11 protein-coding genes are annotated in these 12731 nt (G+C 62.7%); 2 read left to right on the top strand and 9 right to left on the bottom strand.

Annotation, left to right across the window (positions count from 1 at the left end):
• Positions 1-33: 33 nt before the first annotated feature.
• On the bottom strand, positions 34-1134 hold the full coding sequence (locus HPY44_07540) for a glycosyltransferase (protein ID NSW55847.1): 1101 nt from the start codon (positions 1132-1134) through the stop codon (positions 34-36).
• 416 nt (positions 1135-1550) lie between these two features.
• Between HPY44_07540 and HPY44_07535 the strand changes: the two genes are divergently transcribed.
• The gene (locus HPY44_07535; GenBank protein NSW55846.1) at positions 1551-2777 is read left to right on the top strand and encodes a hypothetical protein; all 1227 of its coding nucleotides are present in this window, start codon (positions 1551-1553) and stop codon (positions 2775-2777) included.
• Between the two features lie 17 nt (positions 2778-2794).
• Here HPY44_07535 and HPY44_07530 read toward each other — a convergent pair whose 3' ends face one another.
• From HPY44_07530 to HPY44_07500, 7 genes are all read right to left on the bottom strand, one after another.
• Positions 2795-3433 carry a hypothetical protein gene (locus HPY44_07530; protein ID NSW55845.1) on the bottom strand — a complete coding sequence of 213 codons (639 nt, stop codon included), beginning with the start codon at positions 3431-3433 and terminating at the stop codon, positions 2795-2797.
• Complete coding sequence (locus HPY44_07525) at positions 3433-5553, bottom strand: phenylalanine--tRNA ligase subunit beta (GenBank protein NSW55844.1); 2121 nt, start codon at positions 5551-5553, stop codon at positions 3433-3435. Before HPY44_07525 ends, HPY44_07530 begins: the two co-directional genes overlap by 1 nt.
• Before the next feature lie 64 nt (positions 5554-5617).
• Positions 5618-6637, bottom strand: a complete 1020-nt coding sequence (gene pheS / locus HPY44_07520) for a phenylalanine--tRNA ligase subunit alpha (GenBank protein NSW55843.1) — start codon at positions 6635-6637, stop codon at positions 5618-5620.
• Positions 6638-6975: 338 nt separating this feature from the next.
• The gene (locus HPY44_07515) at positions 6976-7782 is read right to left on the bottom strand and encodes an RNA methyltransferase (protein ID NSW55842.1); all 807 of its coding nucleotides are present in this window, start codon (positions 7780-7782) and stop codon (positions 6976-6978) included.
• Between the two features lie 98 nt (positions 7783-7880).
• On the bottom strand, positions 7881-8237 hold the full coding sequence (gene rplT / locus HPY44_07510) for a 50S ribosomal protein L20 (GenBank protein ID NSW55841.1): 357 nt from the start codon (positions 8235-8237) through the stop codon (positions 7881-7883).
• A 77-nt stretch (positions 8238-8314) separates the two neighbouring features.
• Complete coding sequence (locus HPY44_07505; GenBank protein NSW55840.1) at positions 8315-8536, bottom strand: 50S ribosomal protein L35; 222 nt, start codon at positions 8534-8536, stop codon at positions 8315-8317.
• A 253-nt stretch (positions 8537-8789) separates the two neighbouring features.
• Positions 8790-9509, bottom strand: coding sequence for a translation initiation factor IF-3 (locus tag HPY44_07500; protein NSW55839.1), 720 nt, complete (start codon positions 9507-9509; stop codon positions 8790-8792).
• A 209-nt stretch (positions 9510-9718) separates the two neighbouring features.
• Between HPY44_07500 and HPY44_07495 the strand changes: the two genes are divergently transcribed.
• Positions 9719-11671, top strand: coding sequence for a hypothetical protein (locus tag HPY44_07495; GenBank protein ID NSW55838.1), 1953 nt, complete (start codon positions 9719-9721; stop codon positions 11669-11671).
• Positions 11672-11787: 116 nt separating this feature from the next.
• On the opposite strand, the gene HPY44_07490 is transcribed toward HPY44_07495, so the two are convergent.
• The gene (locus tag HPY44_07490; protein NSW55837.1) at positions 11788-12501 is read right to left on the bottom strand and encodes a PEP-CTERM sorting domain-containing protein; all 714 of its coding nucleotides are present in this window, start codon (positions 12499-12501) and stop codon (positions 11788-11790) included.
• Between the last annotated feature and the right edge of the window lie 230 nt (positions 12502-12731).

The following is a 12731-nucleotide window of genomic DNA, read 5'->3' as shown; positions in this document are numbered from 1 at the left end:
CCTGAAGGCTCAAGCGGTTCGCCCTGGCGGACTTCAGCAGCGCCGGTAGACGCGCCCTTTCCACCGGACGCAGCCCCTTGTGTTCCAGATCAGGGAGCGAATCATCACCAGTTCGGCCAGCGCAATGGCCGCCGGGTACAGCAGTCCGAACCACGCAGGCAGCCCGGACAGATACGCCGGAATCCCGTACAGGAGCGCTCCGGCGCCCACCACCGCCCATGCCGCCTTGTACCCCGCCACCGCCAACCAGATGGGAACCAGGTATGTGGTCGTTAGACTCACCAAAGACACAGCGGCTCCCAGGCGACCGCCGGTGATCGCGACTGCATTCTTCGAGAACCCTGCAATGGCCTGCCCCGTGTTCTCATACATTCGCGCGGCCACCACGTGCCGGGCGTCTGCGATATGTACCCGCCCACGTAGACGCTTTATCAGGCGGGCGATGCCCACATCCTCAAGGACCAGCCCCCGCACCTGCCGGTGGGGCTCGATGCGCAGGTAATCCTCGCGCCGGAAGGCCATGATCTGCCCGTTTGCGAAGGCGAAGGCGGGGTTACATGTGCGCTCCACGTGGTTCAGCGGCAGCATGGTGCAGACGGAGAATGGCACCATCCCGATGATCAGCCCGTCTCCCACCCCTGCCCGGTCAATACTCGGGAAGGCGGTCACCAGCACCGCGGACGTCCTGCGGCAAGCGTTGACGATGAACTCCAGAAAGCCGGGCTTGGGCCGAATATCCGCATCCAGGAACAGGAACCAGTCGCCGGTTGCGTGCTGCGCAAGCTGGTGGCAGGCCCAATTCTTGCCCACCCACTCGTCGGGCTTTGGGTCGGCCTGAAACCATCTCACATCAAACTCGGCCGCATGCTCCTGAAGCCATTCCCGCATGCCGTCGTCCGAGTGGTCGTCGCACACGATGATCTCGGCCGGGCGCAGCGTCTGCGCCTGAAGTGCAGCCAACAGGACCGGCAAATTGCGGATCTCGTTGCGCGCCGGGATAAGCACCGAAAGGGTCGGCTCGCCGCTGTCGGACTCCGGGCGTCTGCGCACCCAGTAGACAGCGTTCCACGCGAAGACTCCGAACTGGTACAACAACGCCAGCCCCACCGCCCAGAGCAGGACAGTTGCGGCCATGGAGGCATCGCCCGGTTAGGAAGGATCTTGCGGTGTTCCGGGAGACGGCGCACCGCTTGGCAGGGAGCAACCTCCCACGCCCACAGTCGGTCAGCGGCTTATCTCTTACGCGGCGCGGTTCGGATGATCCGGCATCACCGCGCAGCTAGGCACGGCGTGCGACGGGGTTGCGTGGAACCTTCAGAGGCTTCCTGGGACTCATTTTGTCTCCACGCATATGGAAACTGTAGCAGACAGCAGGCTTCCGTGTCCAGAGACCCCAGGTCAGCGTCCACTCGCCCTCACCCGAGTTCGCCGCTGAAGGCACGTGACGACGCCCTCGGCCCGCCCCTTGAGCTTTCGACAATCCTCTTCTGTGAAGGCATCCTGTGAGTATCCGGCGAACTCATCCGCACTCTCACCTTGGAGGCGTTCCCATGGCGGAAATCAGTAGAAAAGACATCCAGACCGTGCGTGCCCTCGCATCGCGCTGCCGGGAGTTGGCGCTAAGCCCCGAGTATGAGGCCCGGCGCCAGCGGTGGCGCGATGTCAATGAACTGCGCAGGCCCGATCGCGCACCGGTCTGGTGTCGCCCGGCACGCTGCTGGCAGGAGATCATCCCCCAATCCTCACTCGACTGCGAAGACCCGACCTGCCGCGCCATGGAGTACGCCTTCCGCCAGCACCTGTACAAACACGACGTGGGCGATGACCACATCTTCGAGCCCTGGTGGGGTGTGCCCGTCGCCTGGAAGTGCTCCCTTGAACACACCTGGGGCATCCCGATCCCGCCCCAGTCCGCGTCCACCGACAAGGGCGGCTTCCGCTACGACCCGCCAATCAAGTCTCCCGAAGACTACGACCGCGTGCAGGTACCCCACTTTGAGGCTGACATGCAACGCACCCAGCGTTCTGCAGGCCAGGTGCAGGACATCTTGGGCGAATCCATGCCGGTGCGGATCACCTGTGCGCCGCCTCTTTCGCCAACATTCGGCACGATACACTACCACCTGCGCGGGATGGCGGGGATGACCGAAGATATGGCCTTCTGTCCGGAACGCGTCCACCGGTGCATGGCGAAGCTCACCGAAGCCACCCTCGCCGCCTGCCGCGCCGCCGAAGAGACGGGGCTGCTCACCACCAACCACCACGAGCCCATGTATTGCAGCGACCCGGTCAACGGCGATCCCGGGCAGGGGCATATCCGCCTGAATAATCTGTGGACATCCGCCAACAGCCAGGAATACGACCATGTCAGCCCGGCGATGCAGGAAGAGTTCCTGCTCTCATATCAGAAGGTGATCTTCCAGCAGTTCGGCCGCACACAGTACGGTTGCTGCGAGAATCTCACCCGGAAGATTGATATCGTCCTGGGCATCCCGAACCTGCGCATCTTTGTGTGCTCGGCGTGGACGGATCTGGACCGGGTGATCGAGGCGTGCGGCGACCGGTACACCATCATGTGGCGCCAACCGGCCACAGAGGTGGTCCGACATGACGACTTATTGCCGATCCGGCGGCATCTCGAAAACGGCCTGAAGAAACTGCAGGGCTGTTACTACCAGGTGGTACTGCGGGAACTGGAAACTCTCTCCGGGCACCCCAATCGCCTGCGCGAATGGGCGGACCTTGCGAAGGAACTGGCGGCGGAATATGCCACCTGATCGCAACGGCCCCGGTCTCAGCGCTGTTGTGGACCCCAGGTCTGGTAACCCCCGGGCAGTTGCTGCTGCCGGCTGCCCTGATTGGGGAAGCCGGCGGCACCCGTGCTTGTGGCAGGTGCGCCAGGCAGCCACTCCTCGGCCTTTAGTTCCTTCGTCTCGTCACGGTTGCCCCACAGGTACCGCCAGGTCACTTTCACCGGCAGGTCGCTCTGCGGAAGCTTCACGATATGGTAGGCCCGGGAATACGCTGCGCTCAGCGGCCATGATCCGGACACGACCTCACGCACCCGCACCTCGATGACGTCTTCCTTCACCACGAACTTCTGCACCCACACTTCCAGGGTCCCCGGCCCTTCGGAACTCAGGCTCGTGAAGGCGATGAAGACCATATCCTTGTCGAAATTCACTACCGGCGGGGTCTCGCCTGGCCCCCAGAGCGTGGTCCAGGCGGCCTCGGACTTGACCAGGAATGCCTTCGGGGCCTTGCAATTGCGGTCCTGAAAACACAGCGGGTGCTGCTCGCCAAACTGGTCATGCTTCACGTTCCGGATGGTCTCCGGTGTGCGTGCGATATTGGCGCACCCGGCAACCAGCGCCGACATGCCAACCGCGACGATGGCGAGCAGCCCCTGCAGGCATCTCCAGTCTCTGGTCATCAATGGTCCCTTATCTCAGCCCCCAGCGAGGATCTCAGCCGGTCCACAACCGCACTCATTGCCGCATCCAGCTCTTCATCGGTCAGCGTCCGGTCCGCTGCGCGGAAAGTAAGCCGGAACGCAATTGACTTGCGCCCTGGACCCAGCCGCTCGGCATCGGTGAACAGGTCGAAAGCTTCTACGTGCCACAGATTGGGCCCGCCCGATGCCCTGATCTCCTCGCGGATAGCTGCGGCGCTGTGAGCGTCATCGTCGGCCACAAGCAAGGCGATGTCGCGCGATGCCGCCGGGAATCGCGACAGTGGCTCATACTGCCGGTGCCCGCCAGCGTTGGCGATCAGCAGGTCCCAGTTCAGTTCGAACACATACGCTTTCGCCGGAAGGTCGAAGGATGCCTGCACCGAGGCTTTCACCTCGCCCACATAGCCGGCCAGGGCATCGCCCACCAGCACCTGCGCACACCGTCCGGGGTGCATTGTCGGATGCGCCCCCCGTTCGAACCGCACACCCTCAACATTGAGCCCAGTGCACAGTTGCTCAACGACGCCCTTCGCCCAGTAGAAATCGGCGCGCACGGCTTCCTGGGGCAGATTCCAGGCCGAGGTGAACTGCATGCCCATCAGCACCCCCCCAACCATCTCTCGCTCATGCGGCAGGGCATTTTCCCCAGCCGGGATGAAGACCCGGTCCAGCTCAAACAAGGCCACATCCAGCACGCGCTGGCGCACATTCACCTCGCACGCCCCCAGCAGACCAGGAATCAGGGTAGTCCGCAGATGCGCCATGTCCGGCGAGACCGGCAGGAGAAGCTGCAACGCCACCCGTTCGGGCGCATCCGGCTGGAACTCACAGCGGTCCAGCGCCGCCATGTCCATGAAGGAGAACCCGATGGTCTCATTCAGCCCGCACTGCCGCAGCAGCTGGGAAGTCTTCCGCCGCATGGACTGTCGTCGGGTGAGCAGCCCGCTTTCCTTGAGCTTGCCGGGCACCGTGATCGGCAGGTTGTTGTACCCGTGGATGATCGCAACTTCCTCAATCAGGTCAATCTCCCGCTCAATATCCGGACGCACGGTGGGAACTTCTGCGGTGATCTCACCGTCCGTGGTTTCGACCTTCATCCCAAGGCGCGACAGGTAATCGACCATGCTCTCCGGGGCGATGTCGGTGCCCAGCACGGCATTGCAGCGCTGTGGCCGCAGCGAGATGCGCTTGGGTTGAAAATCCCTTGCGCGCACGTCAAATGCCGTCGCATCCGGCGTCCCGCCGGCGGTCTCCAGGATCAGCTCCGTCGCCCTGGCAATGGCCGGCAGTGTGAGGTTCGGGTCCACGTGGCGCTCGAAACGGTACGAGGACTCGCTACCCAGACCGTGCCGCTGTGCGGACCTGCGAATCGTGGTCGGGTCGAAATGCGCCGATTCCAACAGAATCGACACAGTGCGCTCTCGCACACTGGTATCCAGGCCGCCCATGATCCCCGCCAAGGCGGCCGGGCCCATCTCGTCGCAGATTGCCAGATCGCTCGCGGTCAGTTCATGGGTCGAATCGTCGATGAGCAGGATGCGCTCGCCCGGGTTGGCCCTGCGAACGATGATATGGTTGCGCGCCACAAGCCGCAGGTCGAAGGCGTGCATCGGCTGGCCCAGTTCCCAGCAGATGTAGTTGGTCACATCCACCACATTGCAGATGGGACGGACGCCTGCCGCCTCCAGGTGGTAGCGCATCCAGTCCGGGGACGGTCCGATCTTCAGGTCCCGGATCACCAGCGCCGAGTACCGCGGGCAGGCGTCGAAGTCCAGCACCTCGATCTTCACATCGCCCAGTTCAACCAGGGGCGCCCCCACGGCGGGGCTCGCGATCTCCGGCCGGCTCAGGTCGGGCGCCTGCCAGTCGCACCGCAGCAGCGCCGCCGCATGCCTGGCGACGCCCACCATCGACAGCAGATCGCCGCGGTTCGATGTAACCGAGGTGACCAGCACCTGGTCCGTTGCCTGACCGTCCTCGGAGGTCCAGTCGTGGATTTCCTCGACTTCCAGACCACCCATTGTCAGCACATGGGCCAATTCCTCGGCAGGGGTGTCAGTCTTGAGATACTTCAGAAGCCATGAATATGGGACGCGCATGGGTGCTCTTCCTTTTGTGGACCGCCGCGTGGGCGGGTGTCTTCCTCGCGATGCCGCCTGCCGATCAGAACTGGGCCAGGAACCGCATGTCGCCGCTGTAAAGCAGGCGAATGTCATCGATGGCATGGCGCAGCATAGTGATGCGCTCCAGCCCGAACCCGAAAGCGAAACCGGTGTAGCGCTCGGGGTCATAACCCACATTGCGCAGCACGTTGGGGTCGACCATGCCGCAACCGCCCACTTCCAGCCAGCCCGTGTTCGAACACACTCGGCAACCGTCGCCGCCACACATGGCGCAACTCAGGGCGAACTCGGCGCTAGGTTCAGTGAAGGGGAAGAAGTCGGGCCGGAATCGCACCCGGGTGCCTTCGCCGTACATCCCTCGTGCGAAGGCCTCCAGGGTGCCGCGCAGGTCGGCCATGGTCACGCCCTCGTCCACCAGCAGCCCCTCGATTTGATGGAAGGTATGGCAATGGGTGGCGTCCACCGTATCGCGCCTGAAGCACCGGCCCGGAACCACTACGCGAACCGGAGGCTCATGAGACTGCATATAGCGGATCTGCACGGTGCTGGTCTGGCTGCGCATCATCACATCGTCCGCGATGTAGAAGGTCATCTGCTCATCCATCGCCGGATGATCCGGCGGATAATTGAGCGCATCCCAGCTGTAGTAGTGATTCTCGACCTCCGGTCCTTCCGCCACCTGGAACCCGAGGCCGAGGAAAATATCCACGGTGGTCTCGATGACATCCAGCAACGGGTGGCGGCGACCGATGCGAGGCGCCCTCCCCGGGAGGGTGACATCCAGCGTCTCCGAGGCCTGCGCCAGTTCGGAGGCAGCGCCTTCGAGTTCCTGCTGCCGGGATGCCAAGACGCGCTCCAGCGCCTTCTGCACGTCATTGCACAGTTGCCCCACCCGCGGCCGCTCTTCTTCGGAGAGCTGGCCGATAGACTGCCGGATCTGCCTCAACTTGCCCTTGCGGCCCAGGTAGAGGGCGCGCACTTCGTCCAGCGCCTGCTGGGTTGTTGCCGAGCGCATCGCCTCCTCGGCTTCAACCTGCATCTGTCGGAGTGTCTCTTCCATGGTTGGCCCACCTTGGTCCCTGGTCGCCTGCGCGAATGTCCGAACAGGCTGATAGAATACCTGCAAAACCAGCAAAGCCTCCGTCTCGTCCCAGGGGACGAAAGCCGGAGGCCTTCGCGATACCACCCTCTCAATCAAGCGGGGTTCCGGGTAACGGTGGAACGGGCCGGCTCAGCCTACGCACGAGCGCCGTGGCACTCGCTTCAGCTTGCGGTTCGGGAGTGAACTTCAGCGGCGCGCTGACCAGGGAAGCTCCCAGCCCATGGCTTCCCCTCTCTGGGGCCCCGCATTGCCGCCTACTTTTCTCCGTCGGTACCTTTGGCTATGGACGCGGGCGTTCAGCCCGCGAGTCTCTGACGCTGAGCTTCGAACAAAACGATGCCGGCCGCCACCGCCGCATTGAGGCTCTCGGCGCGACCGGACATGGGTATTGTAACCGTGTAGGTCGCATCCTGCAAGATGGACTGGGGCAAACCATGGGCCTCATTGCCGATCACCAGGGCGACCCGTTTCGGGATACCCACCTTGCCGATGGCGTGCGACGCCTCCAGCGTCGTGGCGTAGATGCTCACCTTCAGGTCTCGCGCCCATCCCGCGACCTGTTCCCACTCTGCCTCCACCACCGGCAGGTGAAAGAACGACCCCGCAGTTGCCCGGACCACTTTCGGCTCGAAGGGATCGGCACACGATCCTGTCAGGATCACGCCCACGGCTCCGAAGGCATCTGCAGAACGGATGATTGTGCCCAGGTTCCCCGGATCGCGCAGATCGTGGACTACCAGCACCGCGCCGCCGGCTGAAATGTCAATCGCTTCCAGGCCTTGGGGCATGATCCGCAGAACCGCCGCAATGCCCTGGGGGCTGCGGGTGTCACTGAGCGCCTCGAAAGCCTCGCGGGTGCATTCCAGCACTTCCAGTTTCGCCTGCAACGCCGCGTCGGCAAGCTCGTCGCCGACCGCATCGCACAGGTCCGGACACCAGGCGACCCACTCGATGCCTGGGGCATAAAGGAGCGCTTCGGCCACGGCGCCCGGGCCTTCTACGAGGTACAGATCGGTCTCTCTGCGCCCCTTCGGGGAATGGAGTGACCGGGCCAACTTGATTCTCGGGTTGCGCGGGCTATCAATGCGCACGGTCGGACTCACTGTCCCTCGCACCCCTTGAAGGTTCGCCATCGGCTCTTACGGACGCGGCCGCCTGCGATCTCACAGGCGGCCGCGTTAGGCGCGTTGGCGATCATTGCTCAGGCGAGCGCGGCCTTTACCTGCTCCACGACAGCCGCAAACGCCTGCGGATCATCGTAGGCAAGCTGTGCCAGCATCTTGCGGTTCAGGACGATGTTCGCCTTCTTCAGGCCATTGGCGAAGGTGCTGTAGTTCATCCCGTGGGCGCGGACAGCGGCGTTGATGCGGGCGATCCACAGGCCCCGGATCTGGCGCTTGCGCACGCGGCGGTCACGGTACGCGTAATTGCGGCCACGCATCACCGTTTCCTTCGCAGTCTTGAACAGCGTCCGGCGGCCGCCCACGAAACCCTTGGCGGCTTTCAGGATCTTCTTGCGACGACGGCGGGCGACGAAACCCCTCTTCACTCTGGGCATGGGTAAGCCTTCCTTTCAGTGGAAGATGCGTGTTGGATACGAGGTCAAATATGACGACTTGTGGCCCGGTACTGCCATTACTTCCGCTTCTTCCAGTACGGGACCATGACTTTGACCTGCTTCGCATCTCCTTCGGTCAGCTCGCCATCCAGTGCCTGAGCGCGGGCGAGGCGCCTGGAGCTTCGGGAAAGCGCATCATTCGTGCTCTGGTTGCACCGCTTGTGCATGACCTTGCCGGTCGCGGTGAACTGGAAGCGCTTTGCCGCCGCTTTCTTGGTCTTCATCTTGTTCTTTGCCACTGGTTTCCTCTCCTTGGGCCTGCGCGATCAGCGTGAACAACCGGGACCGGCAGGCAGCGCGGACATCCAATTCCGCACATTTTGTATGGCGCGGGCCCGGGGCTGTGCCCCGAGGTCGACCTCCCGCCAGTGAAACGCGCCCCATGGCGCGGGTTGGGCAGGGACGGGAGAAGCACAAAGCCCGGGCGACTGGCCCGGGCTCACGTCGGGCAGTATATAATGTTACGCCCAAAGGGCTTTGGCGTCAAGCGGCTTATGCGTCTTCGGCAGGAACCCCGGCTTCGTTCGTGGGCTGTTCGTCAGGCTCGTGGGCGTCGCCGGTATCATCGTCAGCGTTCCCATCCCGGTCGTCCCCATCGTCGTCCTCGTCCAGATCGTCCTCGAGGTCCTCGACGCCTTCCTCATCCAGCGCGGGTTCCGGCTGCCCAGCCTCTTCCATCTTCTTCAGGATCGCTTCCAGGTCCGGTCTGGGCTCGAGGATCATCGTCATGCGCCGGCCTTCCATCCTCGGTGGCTGGTCAACCTGCGCGATGTCCTTGCAGCCCTCTATAAACACTTCCAGCTGGTGCTGGCCGATTTCCTTGTGTCGGAGTTCGGGCCCCCGGAAGATCACGTTGAACTTGACCTTGTTTCCCTTGATAAGGAACTTGCGCGCGTTTCGCATTTTAAAGGTCAAGTCGTGGCCGCCGGTATTGGGCCGGACCCGAACCATCTTGACTTCAGTCTGCTTCTGCTTGCGCTGAGCTTCCTTGGCCTTCTTGCGCGCATCGTACCGGAACTTGCCGTAGTCCATGATACGGCAGACCGGGGGTTTGGCATTGGGTGCCACTTCGATGAGATCGAGCTCGCGCTCCTCCGCCTTGCGCCGGGCGTCTTCAACGCTCATGATTCCCAACTGCTCGCCACTTTCATCAATCACTCGCACTTGCCTGGCGCGTATCCTCTCATTCACCCGATAAGCCCGTGGATCTATGTCCTTTCACCCCTTGGTGTACTGCTGCAAAGGTCCGTGGACCCTTTGGGTCAGCGCGTGAAGGATAGCAAATGGCATATCCGGTGTCAAGAAAATGCGGCATTACGGGGCCGCAGAGCTGCAGGTCACATCCGCCCAGTTGTAGAAACCCCTGCGGGCAGCGCAACTGATGCGCCCCGTCGTGTTCACCTGCCTGGCGGAGAGGACCGATGCATCTGAAGACCGGTTTCACCTGGCGGGCGGTAGTCGTGGGCGTCGCAGCCTGCGTCTTCATCGCTGACTGGAGCCAGTACTCCGAACTCATCATCCACGGCACCCAGATCTCTCTTACGTACCCCCCAATCGGCGGTTTCATCGTCTTTCTCGCCCTGTATGCTTTCTTCAATGTGATCCTCAAGGCGATGCGTCGCTCCTGGGCGCTCAGCCAGCCCGAATGGCTCATCGTCTTCACCATGATCGTGCTGGCTTCAGGGATCGCCTCGATCGACCTCGCCCAGAAGCTCATCCCGATGATCGCCGGGCCCCAGTACTATTGCACCAACGAGAAGGCCTACTCCGAACCCTTCCTCAGCACAATCCCGGAGTGGATGGCTCCCACGGATTCACGTGTGGTCAAGGGGCTGTTCGAGGGTTGGGGCTACGGCGTGCCCTGGCGCGAGTGGCTGGTTCCCCTTGGCGCCTGGACCGCCTTCACGCTGGCGAGTTACGTGCTCATGCAAAGCCTCATCGCCATCTTCCGGCGTCAGTGGGTGGAAAACGAACGCCTTCTCTTCCCGCTCGCAGCCGTGCCCTTCGAGATCATCGAAGAACCGCGGGCAGGGCGCTTTCTCAATACCTTCTTCCGTAACCGCATCATGTGGATCGGCCTGGTCGGGGCTTTCCTGCTCCACTTTTACAATGGCCTCCATGCGTACTTCGCGACGCTTCCCGAGATCGAGGTGGCAACACTCATGGGCAAGCCCCAGCCCACCTACAGTTGGGGCCGGCCGTGGAACGCCATCGGTACCGTGTACTTCGCTTTCCACCCGATCATTATCGGCCTGAGTTTCCTGCTCACCCGGGAGGTCTCATTCAGCCTCTGGGCCTTCTACTGGATCGCGCGGGCCGAAGCGGTTCTCGGCTACTCGCTGGGTCTGGACGGCATGAGCATCGCAGCCGGCGGCGACCGTTTCCCCTTCCCTGGCCACCAGACCGCCGGCGCTTACCTCGCGCTGGCCGGTGTGAGCATCTGGCTGGCCCGTCGCCCCCTGTGGGAGATCGTGCGCAAAGGCCTGACCTTTCAGCCCGGCGACGATGCCGGTGAGCCGATGTCCTACCGAGGGGCCGTCTGGGCCGGGCTGATCTCCTTCGCGTTCATGGTGGGCTGGTGTGTCTATGCGGGGATGGTGGCCTGGGTCGCCGTGCTTGTGCTGGTAATCGCCTTTGGTTATACGCTGGCGATGACGCGACTCGTCTCGGAGGCGGGCATGCCCTGGATGGCCGAACCGGACTGGCGTGCCCACGACATCATCCGGGCGCTGGTGCCTTTCAATGCTCTCCCGCAGACCACCTGGAGCGCAGTGACCATGCTCATGGCTTTCACCCATGACATGCGGGTCTCGCCCATGCCCCGGATCATGCAATCCATGAAGATCGCTGACCAGTCCGGCGCCGCAACACAGCAACTCACGTGGGCGCTGCTCATTGCCGCGGTGGTGACGATACCGGTGTCATACTGGTCGCTTCTGGAGGCCGGCTATACCCACGGCGGCGTCGCCATCAACGTCTACCGGTTCGTCAGCCTGGCCCGGGCACCCGACCAGTTCATGAACCAACTGACCGCCGGGCTCGTGAAACACACCGACTGGCTGAGCATGGGGTTGGTGGGCTATGGCGCGGCAAAGCTGATTGCACTCAGCTTCCTGCGGATGAACTACCTGTGGTGGCCCCTGCACCCGGTAGGCTATGCCATGAGCTACATTGTCTACCTTCCGCGGGAATGGCTGTCAGTGTTCATCGGTTGGCTCTGTCAGACGCTGCTCATGCGCTACGGGGGCTTCAACTCCTTCAGCCGTTACAGACCCTTATTCCTGGGGATGGTCGTCGGGGCAATCCTGGCGGCAGGCGTCTGGCTGTTCATCGACGGCGCCACCGGCCTGCGGGACCACAAGCTCCTGTACTGAAGCTCATCCAGTGCGGGAAGCGGCCTGCTTCCCACGAAACCGTCAGGGCAAATGCGAGAAGGCCTCCCATACGGTTATGGGAGGCCTTCGTTGCTTTGGAGAGGAGTTGCGCCGGCTTAGCTGGTCTTGCGGCGGCGGTAGACGCTCAAGCCGGCGAGTCCCAGTCCGAGCAGTGCGAAAGTACCGGGCTCAGGAACGTCCTTGCCTTCGATGCGAAAGGCGAAGTCACCCTCTTCCTCCTCGAGATCCAGCAGCGTGCTTATCGGGAGCGGATTGGTGCCCAGGCCGTAATAGTTGCCGGGATTGTGCCACCATGCCGGGTCCAACAGCGCCTGTTGCCTGGTTTTCCAGGTCCAATTGGACGAGCCTTGGCCGCCGCGCACGATGAACCCGCTCAACCAGTAATGACCGCTGTAAAACTTCATGCCGCCCAGGTTGAACTCCAGGTTCCCCCCTACAACTGTGCCGGGATAGGTTGTCGTGATGGCGCTCGCATTCGGCGCTGAGGGGAATGCCAAGTGCACGCTGTTCGGAAGGAGGCCACCCGCCCCGTAAAGCGTGACCTTGTCGACCTCCCACCAGCCACCCGAGTTCACCTCGAAGTCGTCAAAACCGTAGGCGCTGCGCGTGGGAAAGACGTTGTTTCGGGTGCTGATGATTGCCGGCATCGCTCCGACAGGCTGATCCCACAAAATATCAGCGGTGGCAGGCAGTGAGACTGCCAGGAGAATGACGCCTGCAATTGCGAACCTGTAATGCACCGGGCTCACCCAAGTATGGAGTATTCCGAACCACGCCTTGATTTCTGTACCATCATACAGGCTGACCATGTCCTTTGCAATAGGTCTTGCCGGACTATTGTAGACGCGGTGGCCATTTGTTGCACGCCCGAAGGATCGCGCAATTTGCCCCCCAGAGGCCCCTGGAAGACGATTCCGCGCCAGTGTGCCTGCCGGTCTCGCTGTATCCCGGTTAGCCGGCCCGGCATGCCAGAGCTTTCGTTGAGCCAAAATCCACATAAACCAGAGTTTGTCGACCAGCCCCGTCCTGGTGTATTGCA

Source organism: Armatimonadota bacterium, from assembly GCA_013314775.1.
GTDB lineage: Bacteria > Armatimonadota > Zipacnadia > Zipacnadales > JABUFB01 > JABUFB01.
Note: the sequence above shows the minus strand (reverse complement) of the source record. Positions and strands in the feature narration are given on the sequence as shown.